The sequence below is a fragment of the Acidobacteriota bacterium genome, from assembly GCA_040754075.1.
In the GTDB taxonomy this organism is placed as follows: domain Bacteria; phylum Acidobacteriota; class Blastocatellia; order UBA7656; family UBA7656; genus JBFMDH01.
Genome location: JBFMDH010000004.1, coordinates 198,960 through 220,450 on the forward strand (window position 1 = coordinate 198,960; position 21,491 = coordinate 220,450).

Below are 21,491 nucleotides of genomic sequence, written 5' to 3' on the forward strand. Positions count from 1 at the left end.
TTTCAACAGGCTGCAAAAAAAAAGAAAGGAACAGAAGGAAATGAACCACAAACAACTGCTCAACGGACTTTTAATATTGACGCTTGTCCTGATTGCTCAAATGTACACTGCGTTACAAACGTCGGTTGCCGGCAAATCGGAATCTGGCAAGTGGCAACCGGTTACGGCGATTCGTCGTGCTGATCAATCTGGCAATCCGGACATCACATCCGATGCCAGCCGGTCATCGCGGATTCCTACGCCGCCATATCCGATTCAGACGGAAAATATGATGGCGCTTTCGACTGCGCAAGCGACCATTCTCGCGCAACTTTTCAGATGCGATGATATTCGTCTTCAACATACCTCAAGCTTTGCGGTCCTGACTGCCGAAGCGGCGCGCAGGGCAGCATCTATTTCAATTTTGACAACCTCGCCGGTCAATCTATCGAGCGCAATGTTGCCAACTATATTTTTAAGAATTCTATGCAACCACGCGAATGCAACCGCTGAAAATTTAATTGCTTGCTCACTTGATTATCAGATTGGTTGATAGAAATGCTGAGGAAATCAGGAGAGCCATCGCTCTTACGGTCTGCGGTTTATCTCATTTGTATAAAAACTGAAAACTACCAATTTTAGGAGAACATTAATGTACAACAGAAAAATCAAACATCTTATCGGTTTGTTCATTCTTTTTGTCGGAGTCGTGCTCGCCATTCCGGTTACGAGAGCAGACGACAATCACCATTTGCTGAAATTACCTCCCGGTGTCTGTGACAGTTTGGAAGTCCCGGAGGGTCAAAATCTGGTCTTTCGTGCCTATGCGCTTGGCGTGCAAATCTACAGATGGAACGGCATCGGTTGGGATTTTGTCGCACCGGCAGCGACTTTATATGCCGACTCAAACTATCGCGGAAAGGTCGGCATTCATTACGCAGGACCCACCTGGGAGAGCAACAGCGGCGGCAATGTCGTCGCCAGACGTCTTGCAGGTTGCACACCGGATTCGACGGCTATCCCCTGGTTACTGTTGCAAGCGGTATCGACTGATGGCGCGGGCATTTTCAGCAAAGTGACCTTCATACAACGGGTGAACACCACCGGTGGGTTAGCGCCTGCCACGCAGGGTTCAAGCATTGGCGAAGAAAGGAAAGTGCCCTACACGGCGGAGTATTACTTCTACCGCGGTGAAGATTAATTCATTCACGCCAGGCAGACCGGTGAGTAGTCGCGATGGCATCACTAAATCGGAGAGTCGCCGCTGCTCGCCCGTCTGTCACCGGTTCAACGTTTATTTCCCATAATTAATTTCAAAGGAGTGAAATCATGAATAGCATAACTGCTTCCGTTTCGGAGTTGGAAAGTTTGAAGTCCAAATTGAAAACCACCTGGATGTCGGGCGATTTCGATAAGATTGCTCAAATCATTGAAGCGGGCGGCGAAGAATTTATTGCCCGCTTGCAAATAAAGCCCGGAACCCAGGTGTTAGATGTCGCTTGTGGCACCGGCAATCTGTCGCTTCCGGCGGCGCGCGCCGGTGCCATCGTGACCGGCGTGGATATTGCGCCGAATCTGTTGACCACCGCGCGGGCGCGCGCGCAAGCCGAAGAAATCAAAATCCAATTTGATGAAGGCGATGCCGAAGCCCTGCCTTATGCCAATGGTAGGTTTGATGAAGTCGTGACCATGTTCGGCGCAATGTTCGCCCCGCAACCGCAGGTCGTCGCCTGGGAACTGACGCGCGTCTGCCGTTTGGGCGGACGATTGGCAATGGCGAACTGGACGCCCGCTGGCTTTATCGGTCAACTATTTAAAATCACCAGCCAACACGTTCCACCGCCGCCGATGCCTTCACCTTTGTTGTGGGGCGATGAAGAGAGAGTGCAGGAACGTTTGCGCACAGGCTTTACCGACCTGCAACTTAACCGGCGCGAACTCATCATGGATTTTTCCATGACGCCAGCCGAAGCCGTCGAGTTTTTCCGCACCTGGTACGGACCTACGCTTCGCGCCTTCGCAGCCTTGAGCGAAGCCGGGCAGTCGGCATTGCGCCGCGACCTCGTGACGCTTTGGACAGAGCATAACCGCGCGACGGATGGCACAACCCGCATCGTTGCCGAATATCTCGAAGTCGTTGCCAGGCGCGCTTAACCGGTACGTCAGTGGTCGCGCCAATCTTTTGTTAAACCTGAAGGGCGGCAAACGATTCATTGCCGCCCACCTTGAATTTTCAAAATTATTCACTCAAGCCAAGGTCTGGCAGGTTGAAGATTTTCGCAACTTACTTTTCACCAAGAGCGAAACCCCAAACTTGAATCAGACAATCGATGATTTAGGAGAGCAACATATGAAACGAATGTTTAAGAGCAGTTCATTAATTTTGATATTAGCAATGCTGGTGACCTCAACTCTGGCGCAAAGTCGACAGAATGCCCCCGTAGCTAAAGCTCAATCAGGCGCTATGGAAAAAAGCGGCAATACCCCGGGTCGAATTGCCAAGTTTACGGACAACAAAAATGTCGGTGATTCCAACATCACCGAAAGCGATGGCAAAATTGGCATCGGCACAGCAACGCCAACCTCACCATTGACCGTGCAGGGCATGATTGAAACCACTCTTGGCGGTTACAAATTCCCCGATGGCACGATGCAGACCACCGCAGGATTAGCATCGGTTTTTCGCGACAATACACTTAAAGGCAACGGCACACAGGCATCGCCATCAGGTGTGGCGGTTCCGCTCAATCTGACGGGTGACGTCACCTTTGGCAGCGTGCTAGTGGTTTCCAACACCCACGAAGTCAGCACCGGTGTTACAGCCAGCGGCGGGGCAGGCGGCGCAGGGGTGCGCGGTCAAGGCGGCAATGACGACTTTTTAGGTGGACCCGGCGTGGTTGGTCAGGGTGGGGCAACGACTGGCGGCTTTACCCCTGGCGGCACAGGTGTGGCTGGCGTTGGTGGTCATGCCGAAAACGGGCAAGGTGGCGCTGGACTGATTGGCGATGGCGGTGAAAGTACCGGCGGTGATGGCGGCACGGGCGTGTCCGGGCAAGGCGCTCGCGGCATCAACGGCAACGGCGGCAAAGGTCTCCGCGCGCTGGGCGGTTCCAGCGGTGGCGCTGGCACACGCGGCGGCACCGGGCTTGAAGTAGTCAAAGGGTTCGGCGTCAATGGCGGAGCCGATGGATTGGCGGGAAATTTCCTCGGCAATGTTCAGGTCATCGGTAATGTTCATATCACCGGCACTCTCTCAAAGGGCGGCGGTTCGTTCAAGATTGACCATCCCTTAGACCCCGAAAACAAGTACCTGTCACATTCCTTCGTCGAATCGCCCGACATGATGAACATTTATAACGGCAACATCACCACCGATGTGAATGGTCGGGCGGTGGTTGAACTGCCGGAATGGTTCGAGGCGTTGAATAAGGATTTTCGCTATCAACTCACGGTTGTCGGGCAATTCGCGCAAGCCATCGTCGCCGAAAAAGTCAAAGGTAATCACTTCGTTATTCAAACCAATGCGCCGAACATTGAAGTCAGTTGGCAGGTCACGGGCATTCGTCACGACAACTGGGCAAATTCCCACCGCATTCCGGTTGAAGAAATGAAATCCGACAACGAACGCGGGCTTTATCTGCACCCGGAAGTGTTCACTCAACCTGAAGAGAAGAGCGTGATGATGGTGCGCTATCCTGAGCGTCTGCTTGAAGCCAAAAAGCGCCGCGAGGCAGCCGCGCAGTCGCCGCGTCAATAGAACCATAGGCAAATGGCGTTTGCTGGAAACCCTTTCGTGGTTTGAGAGAGCAACGCCATTTGTCCATCGGCTTTCAGAATTTTTTATTGAGCTGAAAATAATAAATAGTTGAAGGAAGGAGCGATTTGATTATGGCTAGTATAGGACCACGTGAATATGCATCGAAATATTGGAATATGGAAGTGCCGATGATTAACGACGATAATGAGATTACTAAAATTGAAAAAATTAACTTTAAAAAATACCGGCTCCACCAGGGGTGGAAGGATAATATCGCGCCTCCGGGACACGCGGAGTTTTTACAGGCAACAACCGCTTATGCCTATCGCTTAATCTCAAAAGAGAAACCCGTCAGATTGGTGGTTAAAAATATCTGGGGCGGTAAAAACGAAATCATCGTCTCGACTATGGATACATTCAGAAAAAAAATTCAGGTGCGGGCAGTGCAGGCATTTTCCGGCAAAGGTTCGCCCGAAGATGTGCAACTCACTTTACAACTGGTGGCGCGCTGTGGACTCGCCAATAATGGATTGCAACGCTATTGCGATGAAACGGTTGACCAATATGCAAGGCTCGGTTTGGATTGCAATGGTTTTGTGGGCAATTACCTCACTTATCGAAACGACACGGTCAAATGGAGTATAGAAGGTCCCAAAAGAAATCTGAGTGAAACCGGAATAAGAACCATCGTCGAATCTTTTGGCACAAGACCGGTAACCAATGTCGATGATATGCTCACCCCTCGCATGTACGTTTTAGGGCTGGTTGACGGCAGCGGAACGGTCATTGACCAGTATGCCCCTAATGGCGGCGTCGGGCATATTATGATTACTGAAGCAGTCAATAGCGCGCGCAAACAATCGGTCTATCCGCCAATTCCTAAAGAGTATTTAAATGACAAACACCTTTGGTATATGGGCGTAGAATCCACACCCGCCGTTGGTTTGTCGCGGATTGCTTATGTGATTTTGAAAATCAACAAATACGGTGTCGCGACCGTCTGGCGTAATGAGGTGAAAAGCCTGGTCAATGTGAAAATCTATCCGGTCAGTTAAGCAGGGTTGGTTTTGGCAGTCAACATTCATTCTCAGGATTTTTCGATTAAGAGACCGGCAAAAGCGCGCGGAACAGATGGAAAGGCGAATCCAAAATCATTCCGTTTGTTTCGCGCGCGATATGCAGTTGATAAAAAGTGGCGTTCGCTACTCAATAACCCGATGGCACCCGCAATAGTGAGCCGCAATGTTGATTTGCTGAGCGTGCGGGCTTGAATTATGATTGCGGCATGGAAAACGGATCTTTTATTGATGATGACGTAGTTGACATCACGCCGCGCAAACGCCGCCCCTGGCTTCGGTGGCTGATTGCCATTGTCGTTTTACTATTTTTGTTCGGCTCCTCGTTGCTTTCCATTTACATCGATGCGTTGTGGTTTTCTTCGGAAGGCTATTCGGATGTCTACTGGTATAAATTCAAACTTGGCGGCTGGTTGTTTCTCATCTTTTTTGTCGTCACCTTTTTACTGATTCGTTTACCCTTTTATTTATTGAATCGCGCTTTACCGGCGCTCACTGAACGTCCGCGTGTCAAATTCGCGTCGGTTCAAGACCTTCGGGATATTAATTTGCTGCCGGTGATTTATCGTCCGGGAGTGTGGATTTTATCGGCGGTCGTGGCGTTTTTTTCGGCAATGAACCTGAGCAGCGAATGGGCGGATTTTGCGCTCTACCTGAACGCCGCAAACACCGGCGTGACGGATGCGATTTTCAACCGCGATATCAGTTTCTATCTCTTTAAACTGCCGGTCTGGGATTTGCTTGCCAACTGGTTTCTCGCCATCTGTTTCGTGCTGTTTATTGCGACAAGTTTGCTGGCGCTATATGTGAGTTACATCGAACGCATGCGCGGCGGCGATACGGTGAAAACCAATAAACAAACGGTTGCGGCAATCAGCATTGCCAGTGCGCTGCTTGCGCTTGGTTTTGCCTTGAATACCTATTTGAATCGCTTTGAATATCTCAGTAAACGACACGACCTGTTTTCCGGCGCAAACTATACCGATGTCAATGTGAGTCTGCCCGGTCTAACCGTCGTTATTGTGGTTTTGCTGCTTGCCCTGGTTGCTTTGCTTGCCAATGCCCTGGTGATGAAACGTGTGCGCATCATCGTCTGGAGCGCCATTATTATCGTGGCGACGTGGGTGATTGCGATTGGCATTTTGCCGTCATCGACCTATTCGTTTTCCGTCAAGCCCAATGAACTGGCGAAAGAATCGCCCTACATTCAACATAACATCATCGCCACCAGAACGGCTTTCGGGGTTGACCGGTTTGAAGAGCGTCCCCTGCAACCGACGCCAAGCGTGACGCCCGCGCACATTCAAAACAATCGCGACACCTTGAATAATCTCCGGCTCTGGGATCGCGACACCCTGCAAAAAGTGCTCGGTCAAATTCAAGCGATTCGTACTTATTACAAATTTGAAACGCCCGATGTTGACCGTTATACCGTCAATGGCAAACTCCGGCAGGTGCTGCTTGCGCCGCGCGAGATGGATGTTGAGCAATTGCCCGAACAATCGCGCAATTGGATCAATCAACATATCGTTTATACGCACGGGTACGGCGTAACCGTGTCAACCGTCAATGAATTTTCGAGCGAAGGGCAACCCAATCTTTTACTGAAAAATATGCCGGTTGAAAGCGCTTCGCCGGATTTGAAAATCACCCGCCCGGAAATTTATTTTGGTGAATCGACCGATTCCCATGTCTATGTGAAAACCAAACCCCAGGGCGGAACCCTCCCTGAATTTAACTATCCGGCAGAAGGCGACAACGATTCTTACAATGTATATGAAGGGCAATCGGGAATCGCGGTTGGCGGATTGTTCCGCAAACTGGCGCTCTCGGTTTATCTGGGCGACGGAACCAATCTGCTGTTTTCCGATTATGTAACCGCGGACTCGCGGGTTTTGATGCGCCGCGATATTGAACAGCGCATTAAAACCATTGCGCCGTTTTTAATGTATGACGATGACCCCTACATCGTCATCGGCAAGGACGGAAAACTTTACTGGATGATTGATGCCTTCACCTATTCAGACCGTTACCCTTATTCGACGGCTTATCGAGCCGCCGGTCAAAATGTGAATTACATTCGCAACTCGGTAAAAGTGGTGGTCGATGCCTATGAAGGCACGGCGAAGTTTTATGTCTTTGAACCGGATGACGCGATCATCAAATCGTATCAAAACATTTTCCCGCAGCTTTTCAAACCGGCAAGCGAAATGCCGGAGGATTTGCGCGAACACGTCCGCTATCCGAGTTTGCTCGTCAGTTTGCAGGCATTTGTTTACACCCTCTATCACATTCAAAACTCGCAGACTTTTTATAATCACGAAGACCTCTGGGCGATTGCCACCGAAGAAGGACTGAATGCGCAAAATAAGGAGGTCAATTACATGCGCCCTTACCATGTGTTGTTGCAGTTGCCGGGAACCGAAGGGCGTTTGGAATTTGCCAATATTTTACCGTTTACGCCTGCCGGTGAAGGGCGCAACAACATGATTGGCTGGCTGGCGGCGCGCAGCGATGGCGAAAAATATGGGCGCACCCTGGTTTATAGTTTTCCTAAAAATGTGACGATTAATGGACCCACGCAGATTCGCGCCCGGGTCAATCAGGATGCCTACCTGTCGCAGCAAATGACCCTGTGGAATCAAAAGGGTTCAAGGCTGATTCGCGGCAGTATGCTGGTCATTCCGCTTGCCGATGCCTTGATGTATGTCGAGCCGTTTTATCTGCAAGCCGAAAACAGCCCGTTGCCGGAACTGCGTCAGGTGGCAATTGCCACGCAAGACCGGCTGGTGTCGGGAAAGACTTTTGAAGAAGCCTTGAATGCGTTGATGCCCGGACTGGCAGCCCAAACGCCGGTTAGTGGTCAAGTCGCGCAACCCTCACCCACACCGTCAACCGATAAACCGTCAACTGATAAACCGTCAACCGGGCAACCATCGGAAATTGAGCGGTTGGCGAAGCAGGCTCAACAACTCATTACCGATTATGAACGCCTGTCTGCCGAAGGCAAACATCGCGATGCCGGCGAGAAGCTTGATCAATTGAAACAGGTGTTAAGCGAACTGGCGAAAAGGCGAAGCGGACAATAACTCTGAAAAGTTGGTTGCCTGTCGGGGGCTGACGACATTTTTGGTTTCCTGCAAAGACGCGGTTAAACACCGCTACTTCGAGGGGTCTTACTTCATTTTTTCAATTCAAACCGGCGAGCCGTTTTTTAGCGGTGATGATTTCGGGAATATCTGCGTCTGCCGCTTTCCAGGTTTGCAGAAATTCCCGGTAATAGCGGAGCGATTGTTCGCCGTCGCCTTTTCTCGCATAAGCCTCTGCCAGATAAAAATGTGCCAGCGGATAATGGGGATTGATTTTCAAGATGCGTTGAAATTCATCAATAGCCTCATCAAACTGACCGAGTTGTAGATAAGCTTTGGCGAGACAATCTTCATACGAATAAATATTCCAGGAGAGCGGGCGATGGCGCAGCGTTTCTTTGAAATGTTCGATAGCTTCAATGGATTTTCCTTCCTGTAAAGCAAGCGTGCCTTGCAGACTGTAGAAAAGTCGCAAGAAACCGCGATGTTTATACTGTGTGAAGGGAATGGTCGCCAGGACTTCAGGTTTTAAATTCTCTACCGCCTGGCGATCCCCTCGCGCCAAAAACGTATACAGAAGGCTCATATTATTTAACGTATTCAGTCGCATGACTTGCTTTGCCAAATTGGTGGCGCGTTTGAGATCGCCTTTTTGCAAATAGACAAACGCCTGACATTCACGAGCGCGGGCGCGCTGGCGGTCGTTTGCAGCAATTTGCGCAAGTCGTTCGTACTGTTCAAGCGCGGCACGGTAGCGACCTTGCTGAAAGTATGTATGACCGAGATGGATAATGTTGACGCCGGATTCCGGGTTGATGGTTAAAGCGTGATTGTATGTTGCGATGGCTTCATCATAACGACCGAGCCACTGATAAAAAGCTGCCAGACTGTCATAGGCATTGGGGTCTTGCGGCGCGAGTTGAATGTAGCGTTCAAAAGCCGCTTGGGCTTCGTCATTTTTGCCCTGCATCTGATAGGTTTCTCCCATCGCGTTGTAAAGGTCTTTAGCCTCGGGGTCAATAATCACGCCTTGTTTGAGAACCGCCAGAGTTTCTTCATAATTTTCCTGCGCCAGCAACAACCAACTGAGTCGTTGATAGGCTTCAACCTCCAGCGGATATTTTTCCAAAAGCTCCTGATAGGTTTTGATTGCCTGCTCGGTATCATAGTTGGCGTTGGCAGACCAGGCGGCAATGAACAATCGTTCTTTATCGCTTAACCGCTCGCCCAGTTCGAGGGCTTTGGCAAAATAGGGTTTGGCTTTGTCGCCCTGCCCCAGGCGCACTGCATAGACATAACCGATGCGCGCATAAGCCATCGCAAATTCGCTATCGAGTGCTATGGCTTTTTCAAGTAATTCGAGAGCTTCAGGGAATTGAAACATCTGCGTTTGCTCAAGCGCGAGCGAATAGTAACGATAGGCATTGATGTTGTCGGTCATTACGGCGGCGAAAGGCTGCTCTTTCTCTACGCTGGTTACGCCGAGATGCGCCGTGAGTTTGTGTGATAACGCATCAACGCCTGCCAGAATCTGGTCGGGTGTATCGGCTGTCATCCCTTCGGCGGCGATGAGATTACCGGTGCGCGTGTCGTGAATCTGCGCGTCGATGCGAACCTGATCGCCAAGTTTAGCGAAACTTCCAAGAATGATGACTTCGGCTTGAGTTTTTTGCGCAAGGTCTAAAGCTTCATCCAGGCGAACCGTGGCGGCGCGCTGGTGTCCTGTGCGTTCAAACAAAAGGTGGAGTTGCTGGCGGCTGAGTACCGACAGACGATTGGAACGCGACAGGTTGGTGATCATCATATCCGCCAGACCTTCGCGTAACCAATCCAGTTCCGCAGTGGCGGATTGATTTTCAAAAAATAACACAGCCACAGATTTTTTCCCCGGCGCTTTCGATAAAGTGACTTCGGCTGTCGAACGACCGGCAGCCAATAATTTCACTCCGGCATACAGACTCAATCCGATGATTAAGCATCCGGCAATCATGACGACCCCCTGCACCCATCGAGTCTTTAAAAAAGGTTTCCGGGGAGGCGTGGGTGAGAATAAGGCTTCACGGTTGGCGGGCAGGTTTTGAATTTCTTCTTGAATCTCATATTCAACTGAGGTGATTTCTTCGGTCTCTTCAAAAATCAAACTGCCGGTGCGAATTTCATCAAGGTTACCGATAAAGCGATAGCCGGTTTTGGCAAATGTCTTGATGAAGCGTGGCTGTCTGGAATTGTCGCCAAGGGCTTTGCGGATTTCGACAATCGCCTGCACCAGCGCGTCATCCGTTACCGCGATGCCTTGCCAGACCTCCTGAATTAACTCGTCTTTGGTAACCAGCCGTTGGCGTTGTTCCAGCAGATAGGTGAGCACCGCCAGGGATTTTGGGCGCAGGAAGAAGGTTTCGCCGTCGCGGCGAATGCAGCCTTGCGCCAGGAGAATTTCGACCCCTGCCGCAAAATATACCCGCTGCCCCACTTCATTCATCATGTTTGAAACCCTGTATTTCGGTGATTTCGGAAAAATCTCGTGACTTTTTCGTTACTTTACCGGGCGATTTTGCCATAAGTGGTGATGACCTGATTTGAGGTCTGGTGCAGCAAATCGCCGGATAACGGCGCGGATTATACCACAACTGCAAGGCAAAATAACGATGATCAAACGCAACACGAAGATGAAAATTATCACCATCCGCCGTCATAAAACGTTCAGTTTGCCTGTGGAAGTTTTACGCCGTCATTGTCCGGTTTGCCAATGTGAGGTCGAAATGATGACCACCAGGTATATGGCAAAGATATCAGATGATGAACTTCAAAGACTGGTCAGGTTGATTGAGACAGGACAGGCGCACGCCATGCAAATTGTCAATGGCAGCTTACTCATTTGTACAAATTCACCTGCTCCTGACGAACTCTAACCGTCAATGTCCTAAGTTCAGGTTAGACCCAAATGAATTGCCATAAAGATGAACAGGGCTGGGAAAGCCAGTCGGGTCTATAGAGCAGATTAACCAGGAATCACTTTGAATAGGATAGCTAACTTCAGGAGTTCTACGACCGTTGTATCTGTTCAAGTTTAAACAGACCGTCAGAGTCGTTGCGCTCCAACCGGTCTTCGTGCGCCAAACAGGAACGAAACCTCAATAATTCACCAATGCAAGGAGGAATGGGTATGACTCAACGCAAGAAATTCGCGCTTTGTATGGTTTTCATTTTAGTTGCCAACTTGCCGGCAATCTTTTCGAGCGCGTCCATTTTGCCGTCAGCACCCGGCTTTAAATCGCCAGCGAAGGACAGCCCAACCTCACCCCTTGCCAGTATGCTCAATGCAGACGGAACGCTCAATTTGAAGACCGGTTTTAGTGGCAGCTTGAATGCGAGCGGTTGGCGTATGGAAACCACCGAGTCGGGAGAGCCGCGCTTTATTCAACAGTCGCCACAGGCAGCGGGCGACGAGAAATGGGATACGCAATTCAACAATCCCGGTGCTAATAGCACGGTCAATGTCATCACCATTAACGGTTCGGATATTTATTTCGGCGGCGGCTTCACAGCCATCGGCAATATCGCCGCCAACCGTATCGCCAGGTGGAACACCACTACAAATACCTGGTCGGCGTTTGGCAACGGTGTTAGTCACTCGGTCTATGCGATTGCCATTAGCGGTGCGGACATCTATGTCGGCGGCGATTTTACAACCGTTATCGGGGTTAGCGGAACCCCGAAGATTGCCAAATGGAACACCACGACGAGCACTTGGTCGGCGCTTGGCACGGGCGCTGATAACGCAGTCAACGCCCTCGCCTTCGTCGGTTCAGACCTTTACGCTGCCGGTCTTTTCTCGAGTATGAGCGGCGTGAGTGGCACAAGTCGCATTGCCAAGTGGAACGGCAGCAGTTGGTCGGCAGTTGGCACGGGCACAGGCGCTAATCTCGGACTCAACTCGCTTGCCGTCAATGGAACCGATTTGTATATCGGCGGCGGCGTCACCAATATCCACGGCGTCGCTGTTAGCCGCGTCGCTAAATATGCCACCACCACAGGGACTTGGTCGGCGCTTGGCAACATCGCCACCAATTCGCTCAACAACAGCGTCAATGCGCTTGCCATTAGTGGCGGCTTTCTTTATGTCGGCGGCAGTTTCACCAGCGTCACAGGGGTTAGCGGCACGAGTGGCATTGCGCGTTTCAACCTGACGACGAATACCTGGTCAACGGTTGGCGGCGGCGTTAGCGGCACGGTCTTCGCTCTCGGCGTCAACGGCTCGGATATTTATGTCGGTGGCAACATCACGCTGGCAGGCGGCGGCAGCGTTAATCGTGTTGCCAGGTTCGACGGCAGCAGTTGGTCGGCGCTGGGAACATTGAGCAATAACGGTGTGATTGGCGAAAGCGCGACCGTCAATGCTTTTGCGGCGAGCGGGGGTTTTGTTTATGTCGGCGGTTTTTTTAGCAATGCTGGGAACGGCGCGGGAAATTGCCTTGCAAGATGGAACGGCAGCAGTTGGTCGGCGATTATTAGCGGCAACGGTATCGGCAGTAATGGGCTGGGGGCTGTCAACGCCATTGCCGTGAACGGTACGGATGTCTATGTTGGCGGACGCTTCACGGGAGTTGGCGGCATTCCCGCCAACGGTATAGCCAAATGGAACGGCACAACCTGGTCAGCGATGGGGACGGGTCTCGTTGGCATTGCCGGTCTGGGCATTGCCAACGCCATTGCCGTAAACGGTACGGATGTTTATGTCGGCGGATTCTTTTCGACCGCCGGAGGCGTGAGCGCCAATAACATTGCCAAATGGAACGGCACGAGTTGGTCGGCGCTCGGCAGTCCGACCAACGGCGTCAACAACGAAGTCAAAGCCATCGCCGTAAACAGCAGCGGCGAGGTTTATGTCGGGGGGGCTTTTACTGCGGCAGGGGGAGCCAGCGTCAATCGAATCGCCAGGTGGAGCGGTACGAGTTGGTCGGCGCTTGGCAGTCCGACCAATGGCGTTGATAGCATCGTCAACGCCATTGCCGCAAGCGGCACGGACATTTATGTAGGTGGACAATTTACGACGGCGGGCGGGGGTAGTGCCATTCGTATTGCCAAATGGAATGGCACGAGTTGGTCGGCGATGGGTAGCGGCATCGGCAACACGGTCAGAGCTATTGCCGTGAACAGCGCCGACCTTTATGTTGGCGGCGACTTCACTGGCGGCGTCGCGCGTTGGAACGGCACGAGTTGGGTGGCTTTGGGAAGCGGCGTCAACGGTATCGTCAACGCGATAGGGGTGAACGGCGCGGATGTCTATGTCGGCGGATTTTTTACAACGGCGGGCGGCTCCGGCGCTAGTCACATCGCCCGTTGGGACGGTGCGAATTGGACAACGCTAGGTAGCGGCATGAGCGGCGAGGTTAAAGCGATCAAGTTGACGAACAGCGACGCTTTTGTCGGCGGCAGTTTTTTAATTGCCGGTATCGTTCCCTCGACGTACTTTGCCAAATATCAAATTGCTACGTCGTTTGTCAGCAGTTCAAGCACCGATTGGCATACCGCTTCTAATTGGGGCGGCGGGCAAGTGCCGTCGGCAACTGATGACATTAATCTTCCCGGCGGCGGAATCACAGATATTACCTCAACGGACGTGACCGCACGCAACTTGACGGTGGCTTCCGGTCGCACCCTCAACATCAACGCTGGTCGCACACTTACCGTAAATGGCAGCTTGAATGTTGCAGGGACAATTGCCGGAAGCGGCACCCTCATCTTCAATGGTTCGCTATTCGAGCATAACAGCGCCTCAGCGATTCCGAATGCAATCTTTCAAGGCAGCGCCGCACAAACCATTGCCGGCAATGGCAACGGCACTTTCACCAATTTAACCATCAATAATTCAGTGGGGGTAACCTTGGCTGCGAATCTTGCAGTAAACGGCGCGCTAAATCTGACGACCGATCTCAATACCGGGTCATTCGTTTTAATCATGCCCAATTCAGCAACCTCAACCGGCGCTGGCGATGTGGTTGGTAATGTGAAGCGCACAGGTATCGTCAACGGCTCAACCATCGCGTTTGGCAATGTTGATAATAACCTCACCTTTAATTCAGGGACGCCGCCTGCGGATGTCACCATCAATTTAGCCAAATCAATGCCTTCAAGTATAACCAACGTCATCAATCGCCTCTATACCATTTCACCAAATGGCGGTATAGGATATGCGGCGACTTTGCGGTTGCGTTATCTCGATTCCGAAATTGGCAGTTTGAATGAGAACAATTTGCATTTATGGCGATACAATGGTTCCGCCTGGGAAGATAAAAATGGCACGGTGAATACTGCAAACAATTATGTCGAAGCGACAGGGATTTCGACATTTTCACCCTGGGCAATCGCTACCCCGGCAGCCCCAACTGCAATAACCCTCATTCAGTTTCAAGCCACCGCTTTTGACGATGGCGCAGTGCTCGAATGGCAAACCGGTTTTGAAGTCGATAATCTCGGTTTTAACATTCACAAAGAATCATCCGGCACACTTACGAAAATCAATGCGCAATTGATTGCCGGGTCAGCTTTGCAAATTGGCTCACACACGCCGCTCGCTTCGGGCGGACGCTACAGCCTATGGGATGCATCGCTTGCGGGTTGCAAAACCGCGGATTGTCAAAATCAACGGTACTGGTTGGAAGATGTTGACCTGAGCGGCGAATCCACCTGGCACGGTCCCTTCCTGATTCAACACCTCAGTGGACGCGCGTCACTGCGCGCTCAATCGGAATCCTTTAGTAAACTTGCCGAATCATCATCACCCACTAAGCATTCTCAGATGATGATGCCCGTCGCCAAATATCCGGCAAGCGAAGGTTCAGCGATTTCGCTTCAACCGATTCTCGCATCCGGCAAAGCCATAAAAATTGCTATCAATCACCCCGGATGGTTTCGTATTTCAAAGGCTGAACTGATTGCCGCAGGTCTTGATGAACGCCTTGACCCCAGACGTTTACAACTATTCGTTGATGGACGGGAGATTCCTTGCATAGTGACAGGCGAGCAGGACGGTCATCTGGATGATGGCGATGGGCTTGAATTTTACGGACTGGGATTGGATACACCGGCAACCGATAAACGCATTTACTGGTTGGTTGTCAGCCCGCAATTTGGCAAACGCCTCAATAAAATTGCCAACGTGAAGGGACTGCCGCTCAACAGCAGCTTTCCCTGTACGGTTGAACGCCAAGACCGCTTTATCTATTTCTCGGCTTTGCAAAACGGTGAGGCAGAAAATTTCTTCGGTTCATTGGTTCTCAATAATCCCACCAATCAACGCCTGACGCTTAAAGACCTCGGCGAAACAAAAGCGGTTCGCGCCACTCTTGAAGTCGCCTTGCAAGGCGTGACCGCGATAAGCCATCGCGTTAGTGTAAATCTCAACGGCTCGTTACTGGGGTTTATGCAGTATGAAGCGCAGCAAGCCGGCAAACAAACGTTTAGCTTTCCGCAAGCTTTACTCCGCGAAGGTGAAAATATTGTTACCTTGCAATCGCTCAACACCACGAATGATTTCAGCCTGGTAAATTACATCCGCCTGACTTATCCGAGACGATTCAACGCCGACAATGATGAATTAAATTTCAATGCCAATCCTGGCGAACAAATTACCGTCAGCGGTTTCACTGCAAAAGCCGTTCGGGTTTTCGATATTACCGATGGCGATAATCCTCTGGAAATTGAAGCGGCGATTGAAGAGGGAAGCGCAGGCTATTCGGCGACCTTTACAGCAAGCGGTAAAGGTGAACGCCGGTTGTTTGCCACCGTCATCCATCAGGCAGAACAGGCGGTTTATCTGAAAGCCGATGTGCCATCCAGATTGCAGCATCCGTCAAATGCCGCAGACTTTTTAATCATTACCAATGGCAGATTCGTTGACAGTTTGAAAACCTTGGCAGAAACACGCAACCAACAAGGGTTACGAACGCTTATCGTTGACCTCGAAGATATTTTTGATGAATTTGCTTTTGGGCATAAATCGCCGCAGGCGATTAAAGATTTTTTAAGTTATGCGAATCGCAACTGGCGCGGGCGACCTCGCGCATTGATGCTTGTCGGTGATGCCAGCTACGACCAGAGAAATTATCTGGGGTTTGGCGAGCAGGATTTGATGCCGACTAAAATTGTCGGCACACAATTTTTGGAAACCGCAAGCGATGACTGGTTTGCCGATTTCAACGGCGACGGAATTTCCGATCTCCCGGTTGGTCGTTTGCCGGTGCGCACCGTTGAAGAGGTTGAGCGAGTGGTTCGCAAACTCATCGCATACGAGACGGCATCGCCATCGCGTGAAATGGTTTTGGTTGCAGACCACGACAGCCAATTCAATTTTGAACAGGCATCGCAAGCGTTGCGTCAGTTCATTCCCAGACAAATTTCGGTTCAGGAAATATTTCGTTCACAGATGAGTGATGCGACAGCCAAAGCCGAACTGCTTGCGGCAATTCAGCGCGGGCAAAAATTGATTAATTACAGCGGTCATGGCTCATCGGCTATCTGGCGCGGACATTTGTTGACCACTGATGATGTGCCATTTTTGACGGGGATTGACCATCCGGCAGTGTTTGTCAACATGACCTGTTTAAATGGTTATTTTTCGGATGCTTTAATTGAATCGCTCGCCGAAGCCTTGATCAAAGCGGATGGCGGAGCCATCGCTGTCTGGTCATCCTCTGCAATGACGCCCCCGCAAAGTCAGGCATTGATGAATCAGGCGTTTTATCGCGCCTTGTTTAACGGGGGGCGAGTAACGTTTGGCGAAGCCGCACAACAGGCTAAAGCGGCAATTCAAGATTTGGATTGTCGCAAGAGTTGGAATTTGCTTGGCGACCCGACCATGAAAATCCGTTAGGTGATTAAAGTTTGGGTGTTAACGCCGAAATTAAAAACCGGTTGACACGGTCAATGTATATTTGCGGATTCGCCTGATAAGCGTGCCCATGAATAGCGGTTTGGTCGCCTTCGACAATCATCAACTCTTTTTCATTACTTGAAGACGCATTGTACAAAGCCTCTGTGATATTCGGTGGCATTCGCTTGTCGAGTTTGCCGGAGATGAAAAAGATAGGGACTTTGCCCATCGCTTTCACCGCACCAAGCGCATTGAGTTTCGCGCCGTCAAAAGCGGCGCGTTGTTCAATGAAATATCCGATTTCGTTAGCCAGCGGAAAAGCCGGAAGGCGCAAAAAAACCTTGATGTGATGCGCCAGCGTATCTTCAAATGAAAGAAAGGCGCTATCGGCAATCACCGCAGAAATCTCAGGGGTTTCGGCAGCCGCCATCAAGGCGGTGACTGCGCCCATCGAAATGCCATACAGCACAATTTTGTCCTGACTACTTATCTCTTCGTGAATAAATTTAACGGCGGCTTCGGCATCGAGGCGTTCGTGATAGCCGAGACTAACGCGGGCTTCGCCACTTGCGCCGTGATTGCGTGAATCATAGAGCAACGCGCCGTAACCGAGTTTCCACAAATCGACAGCGCGCTCCAAAAGCTCCCGCCGCGAACGAAACAGCCCATGCGAAAAAATGATTGTGGTTTTTTTATCGCGACTCGGCAACCGCCAGGCGCTGATTTTGATACCGTCGGAGGTTTGAAATTCGACATCTTTGAATTCTGCGCCGAAGGTGGCGGGCGTTTCCGTCAACTTCCGATCTATTGGACGAGTCGTCGCGCCCGTAACCAGCCGCGCGAATCCGTAGGGCAACACGCCATAAACCAGGATGATTGCCAGAATGAAAAGTGTAATGAGCGCGCGTTTAAGATAGCGCCACCATTTGCCGGGTTTTCTTTTCGTCAGTTCTTGAGCCATTGATATGTTGAGCCTGTTTAAAAAAAATAGTTCTCAGTCAGTTGATTGAACGATGCGCCAAGGGTTAAGGGTTGCCGGATTCGTTCGATTTCTGATGCGGTTCACCCATCATCAAAATAAAAACTGCGGCAGCCAGGGTCACCACGCCGCAGAAAATGCCGACAGCGTGATAGCCATAGCGGTCATAAAGCAGCCCGCTGGCACTGGTTGAAACCGCAATGCCGATTTGTGAAGCCGTGTTACGCATGGCGACGAGCGCGCCGCGCGCCTGAGCGGGGACGAGTTCGGTTGCCAGGGCTTGCAAGGGTCCTTGACGAAAAGCGAAAGCGAGCGCCGCAATCGAAAAGGTAACAAATAAAAGAACTCCCAAATCGAATTGCGGAATGACAAACAGCATGCTTGCCAGCAATAACGTGCTGAGCAACGAGACGGAGCGTTTGCCGAATTTATCGGCAAATGGGCCTGCGACAAATGCGCCGATGAGCGAGATGATACCAACCGCTATGAATACCAATCCCACCTGACGTGGCTGCAAGGTAAATCTTTTCGCGAGCCACGAACCCAGAAATGCCAGGAACCCTACGAAACCGCACGATACGCAAAATGCCGCAAGGATTGAGGCAATGCGTTCGCGGGTATGAAACGCCAATTTGATATTGGCAAAACGCCGCGATTCTTCAACGACGTGCCGAGTGATGAAATGTTTATCTTCAGGCAGATAGACCAGTACCGAGATGAATGCCAGAAAAGCGACGATGCCAAAGACTGCGAAACTGAACCGCCACCCCTGCGATTGCGCGATGACCGTGGCAAGTGGCACACCGATAACAAGCGCGCCGAAATAGCCCGCCTGCACCACACTCATCGCCACGCCGCGACGTTCATAGGGAAAAAAATCGCCGACGTAGGCAATTGAACAGGTTGAAATGGTTCCTGCGGCAAGCCCGGTGAGCAAACGCACCAGTGCCAGCGTTACAGGGGATTTGATGATAATCGTGGCAAGCAGCGACAGTCCGAAAAGAACAGCGGCGAATAGTAAAAACTTGCGCCGTCCGAATTTATCCGATAACGGGCCGACGAACAACGCCGCAAAGGCTGCGGCAAGCGCATAAGTCGGCAGCATCTGCCCGCCGACTTGTCCCGCCTCAAGCCCGAAATCTCTGGCAATCAGTGGCAACAGCGGTGAAATCATTTGATTATCGCTGGTGCCTAAAAAGAAAAGTAAAAAGAGAATCGCCATCACCAAAGAAGCCTTTGGTAATGTTTGTACAGTGTGCGCCGTTGTAGTCTCTTCCAATACCCCTCGCTGAAGTTTTGATTTAGCCGGGAAAGTAAAAGTCTAAACGGTCACGAGTGGGAAGGCAAAAGCAAATCGATTTTGAAGTTGGTGTGACACAATCTTGTTTTGAATAGACCATAAATGGTCATTTTGCATATGAGCAGATTTTTGAGACGCCATAAAATTTACCCGGAAAATCAAACTTTTGGTTATGCCTTCCCCGTATCGGTAACGCAGAAGAACTGGCATATAGATTGCTGAAAAACCGGAATGAGGAGGGAAAGCATGAAGCCGCAAAGAGGGTTCTCACTGATTGAGTTGCTTATCGTCGTCGCCATCATCGGCGTATTGGCGGCAATTGCGATCCCGAATTTGTTGAGTTCCCGTCGCGCTTCTAATGAAGCCTCGGCAATCAGTTCCGTGAGAAGTATCGGGTCGGCGCAAATCGCTTATCGATTTACTACCGGCCAAGGTTACAATTACTGTAACTCGTTAGCTACCCTTGGCGTTGATCAACGACTGGATACGGTGCTCTCTGCTGGCACCAAAGCCGGATATAACTTTTCCTGTACAGGAGTTGATGCTACGTCAACGTCACCAGCTTATTTCGACACCATCGCAAATCCACAATCCAGAGGCCAGTTTGGTACGGGCAACCGGTCATTTGGCTCAAATGACACCTTTATCATTTATGTGCGCGAGGATGGTAGCGATATTACGATAGGCTCTCCTCCGCCAGGTGATCGCACCCCGCCCAGTTCGGTGCCTTTGAATTAACCGCTTCACGCCGCCTTAATCCGAAACCACGAAGTTGTAGAATCGCCATTCTCAGCAATGCTTTGGTGCTTTACAATCAACTGCATGAAGTTGACGATTCTCGGATCAGGCACCTTAATTCCCAATGGAAAAAAAAATTCCGCAGGTTTTTTTGTTGAAACTTCCAACGCTAGAATTATGCTTGATTGTGGAGCCGGTACACTTCACGCCCTTGCGCGTTTCGGGGTTGAATGGCAATCCTTAACCCACCTGTTTCTCAGCCATTTTCACGTTGATCACATCGGCGAGTTAGCCTCATTATTTTTCGCCCTCCGTTATGGTTTAAGCCGCGAACGTCAGCAGCCGCTGATGCTGATTGCGCCTCAAGGCATCGACCGCATTCTTGAATGCCTGAAACAGGCGTTCGGTGAAAAAATATTTAATCCGCCATTTCCGTTTCAGCAACGGGTTGTTGCCGCCGGTGATACTTTGCAAATCGCTGACGATTGTCATCTTACATTTGCTAAAACTCCACATACCGATGAAAGCCTGGCGATTAAAATAATCAGTGAAGGAAAGACGCTCGGTTATACGGGCGACACGGATTTCAGTGAAAGCCTGATGCGGTTTTTTCATCATACAGATTTGCTGATTTCAGAGTGCGCTTATCTGGAACCTCAAGCAGGAAAAAAACACCTTTCAATTACGGATTTGGGGAAATTAGCTATGGGTTCTGAGGTTAATCAACTGGTGATTACTCATACCTATTTCAATTTGCCGGAGGCTGAGATACAACAACGTCTGGGAGCAATATTTACCGGGGAGATAATCATCGGCAGCGACGGTTTGTCGTTGGAAGTTTAATTATATCTTAGGCTTAGAGGATTCGGTGAGGCTCAGAAAAGCAAGCGCCGCAACCCTGCTTTTTAATCACTGCCACTCCTTCTCAATTATCAGAAAATTCTCCGTTGACAAAAAGCGTGTTAATGACAGGAATTGGCAATCTGGTATAACGGTTTTTGTTAAAAAGGGGCAAGAACCGGTCTTTTGAAATCCCGGATGGCTGGAATATCCCCAATCAATGCTTCATTTCACCATTCGGGGCGCAGGTTGCGAGAAGTTGGCACAAGCTTTGCGAATGGAACGACTGTCACAGCACTGATGAGCCGTTAGGACGGTGAAAGCCTGCGGCAATGATAGGCAACCAAAATTTAAGGAGAATAAAATGAGAAAAGAAAAAGGATTTTCGCTAATTGAGTTATTAATCGTCGTTGCGATTATCGGTATCATCGCCGCAATCGCTATTCCGAATTTGTTGAAATCGAGACAGGCCGCTAACGAAGCATCAGCTATCGGCAGTGTGCGCACCATCGGTTCAGCGCAAGCCACATATCAATCGACCTCAGGCAGAGGCAGAGATTTCGCTGTCAGTTTGACCGTGTTAAACGCCGATGGTCAAGTTGACTCGGCTCTTGGCGTTGGCCAAAAAAGCGGCTTCAATTTCAGCTGCGTTGGTGTTGCTGCCGTTGCCGGTGGTCTTCCGTCCTATTTTGACACCCAGGCTGAGCCGCAATCGACAGGTACTTTCGGTACAGGCAATCGCAGTTTCAGTTCAAATGAAACCTATGTGATTTATCAGATTGCCGGTGGAACGGCTGTAGATGGTGCTACCCCTCCGGGCAACCGTGCTCCGACGGGTATGTCGCCAATCGAATAACCTTC

The 21,491-nt window shown here is 50.6% G+C and carries 14 protein-coding genes; 11 read left to right on the forward strand and 3 right to left on the reverse strand.

The window, feature by feature from the left end:
* Positions 1–40: 40 nt before the first annotated feature.
* The 6 genes from AB1757_06470 (at position 41) to AB1757_06495 (ending at position 7,901) form a co-directional block, all read left to right on the forward strand.
* Positions 41–532 (forward strand): hypothetical protein, encoded by a 492-nt coding sequence (locus AB1757_06470; protein ID MEW6126666.1) that lies wholly within the window; start codon positions 41–43, stop codon positions 530–532.
* A 99-nt stretch (positions 533–631) separates the two neighbouring features.
* Complete coding sequence (locus AB1757_06475) at positions 632–1,180, forward strand: DUF3455 domain-containing protein (GenBank protein ID MEW6126667.1); 549 nt, start codon at positions 632–634, stop codon at positions 1,178–1,180.
* Between the two features lie 128 nt (positions 1,181–1,308).
* Positions 1,309–2,133, forward strand: coding sequence for a class I SAM-dependent methyltransferase (locus AB1757_06480; GenBank protein MEW6126668.1), 825 nt, complete (start codon positions 1,309–1,311; stop codon positions 2,131–2,133).
* Complete coding sequence (locus AB1757_06485) at positions 2,078–3,736, forward strand: hypothetical protein (protein MEW6126669.1); 1,659 nt, start codon at positions 2,078–2,080, stop codon at positions 3,734–3,736. Before AB1757_06480 ends, AB1757_06485 begins: the two co-directional genes overlap by 56 nt.
* A 131-nt stretch (positions 3,737–3,867) precedes the next feature.
* Positions 3,868–4,791 carry a hypothetical protein gene (locus tag AB1757_06490; protein ID MEW6126670.1) on the forward strand — a complete coding sequence of 308 codons (924 nt, stop codon included), beginning with the start codon at positions 3,868–3,870 and terminating at the stop codon, positions 4,789–4,791.
* A 230-nt stretch (positions 4,792–5,021) separates the two neighbouring features.
* Entirely contained in the window at positions 5,022–7,901 is a 2,880-nt protein-coding gene (locus AB1757_06495) for a UPF0182 family protein (protein MEW6126671.1), read from the forward strand.
* Between the two features lie 100 nt (positions 7,902–8,001).
* On the opposite strand, the gene AB1757_06500 is transcribed toward AB1757_06495, so the two are convergent.
* Positions 8,002–10,383 carry a tetratricopeptide repeat protein gene (locus AB1757_06500; protein MEW6126672.1) on the reverse strand — a complete coding sequence of 794 codons (2,382 nt, stop codon included), beginning with the start codon at positions 10,381–10,383 and terminating at the stop codon, positions 8,002–8,004.
* Positions 10,384–10,567: 184 nt separating this feature from the next.
* On the opposite strand from AB1757_06500, the gene AB1757_06505 reads away from it, so the two are divergent.
* Positions 10,568–10,810, forward strand: a complete 243-nt coding sequence (locus AB1757_06505; GenBank protein MEW6126673.1) for a hypothetical protein — start codon at positions 10,568–10,570, stop codon at positions 10,808–10,810.
* 254 nt (positions 10,811–11,064) lie between these two features.
* Complete coding sequence (locus AB1757_06510) at positions 11,065–16,773, forward strand: C25 family cysteine peptidase (protein ID MEW6126674.1); 5,709 nt, start codon at positions 11,065–11,067, stop codon at positions 16,771–16,773.
* A gap of 4 nt (positions 16,774–16,777) precedes the next feature.
* On the opposite strand, the gene AB1757_06515 is transcribed toward AB1757_06510, so the two are convergent.
* Both AB1757_06515 and AB1757_06520 read right to left on the reverse strand, forming a co-directional pair.
* Entirely contained in the window at positions 16,778–17,734 is a 957-nt protein-coding gene (locus tag AB1757_06515) for an alpha/beta fold hydrolase (GenBank protein MEW6126675.1), read from the reverse strand.
* A gap of 64 nt (positions 17,735–17,798) precedes the next feature.
* Complete coding sequence (locus tag AB1757_06520) at positions 17,799–19,031, reverse strand: MFS transporter (GenBank protein MEW6126676.1); 1,233 nt, start codon at positions 19,029–19,031, stop codon at positions 17,799–17,801.
* A 267-nt stretch (positions 19,032–19,298) separates the two neighbouring features.
* Between AB1757_06520 and AB1757_06525 the strand changes: the two genes are divergently transcribed.
* The 3 genes from AB1757_06525 to AB1757_06535 all read left to right on the forward strand — a co-directional run bounded on the left by AB1757_06525 (position 19,299) and on the right by AB1757_06535 (position 21,486).
* Positions 19,299–19,790: a type II secretion system protein gene (locus tag AB1757_06525; protein MEW6126677.1), complete on the forward strand. Its 492-nt coding sequence runs from the start codon at positions 19,299–19,301 to the stop codon at positions 19,788–19,790.
* An 84-nt stretch (positions 19,791–19,874) separates the two neighbouring features.
* On the forward strand, positions 19,875–20,633 hold the full coding sequence (locus tag AB1757_06530; GenBank protein ID MEW6126678.1) for a ribonuclease Z: 759 nt from the start codon (positions 19,875–19,877) through the stop codon (positions 20,631–20,633).
* Between the two features lie 361 nt (positions 20,634–20,994).
* The gene (locus tag AB1757_06535; GenBank protein ID MEW6126679.1) at positions 20,995–21,486 is read left to right on the forward strand and encodes a prepilin-type N-terminal cleavage/methylation domain-containing protein; all 492 of its coding nucleotides are present in this window, start codon (positions 20,995–20,997) and stop codon (positions 21,484–21,486) included.
* The last annotated feature ends 5 nt before the right edge of the window (positions 21,487–21,491 follow it).

Bases quoted from the DNA above. Each gene is read 5' to 3' on its own strand.
- AB1757_06510 (MEW6126674.1), top strand. From the start codon at position 11,065: ATGACTCAACGCAAGAAATTCGCGCTTTGTATGGTTTTCATTTTAGTT.
- AB1757_06515 (MEW6126675.1), bottom strand. From the start codon at position 17,734: ATGGCTCAAGAACTGACGAAAAGAAAACCCGGCAAATGGTGGCGCTAT.
- AB1757_06535 (MEW6126679.1), top strand. From the start codon at position 20,995: ATGAGAAAAGAAAAAGGATTTTCGCTAATTGAGTTATTAATCGTCGTT.
- AB1757_06505 (MEW6126673.1), top strand. From the start codon at position 10,568: ATGAAAATTATCACCATCCGCCGTCATAAAACGTTCAGTTTGCCTGTG.
- AB1757_06530 (MEW6126678.1), top strand. From the start codon at position 19,875: ATGAAGTTGACGATTCTCGGATCAGGCACCTTAATTCCCAATGGAAAA.
- AB1757_06475 (MEW6126667.1), top strand. From the start codon at position 632: ATGTACAACAGAAAAATCAAACATCTTATCGGTTTGTTCATTCTTTTT.
- AB1757_06525 (MEW6126677.1), top strand. From the start codon at position 19,299: ATGAAGCCGCAAAGAGGGTTCTCACTGATTGAGTTGCTTATCGTCGTC.
- AB1757_06490 (MEW6126670.1), top strand. From the start codon at position 3,868: ATGGCTAGTATAGGACCACGTGAATATGCATCGAAATATTGGAATATG.
- AB1757_06480 (MEW6126668.1), top strand. From the start codon at position 1,309: ATGAATAGCATAACTGCTTCCGTTTCGGAGTTGGAAAGTTTGAAGTCC.
- AB1757_06495 (MEW6126671.1), top strand. From the start codon at position 5,022: ATGGAAAACGGATCTTTTATTGATGATGACGTAGTTGACATCACGCCG.
- AB1757_06470 (MEW6126666.1), top strand. From the start codon at position 41: ATGAACCACAAACAACTGCTCAACGGACTTTTAATATTGACGCTTGTC.
- AB1757_06500 (MEW6126672.1), bottom strand. From the start codon at position 10,383: ATGATGAATGAAGTGGGGCAGCGGGTATATTTTGCGGCAGGGGTCGAA.
- AB1757_06485 (MEW6126669.1), top strand. From the start codon at position 2,078: ATGGCACAACCCGCATCGTTGCCGAATATCTCGAAGTCGTTGCCAGGC.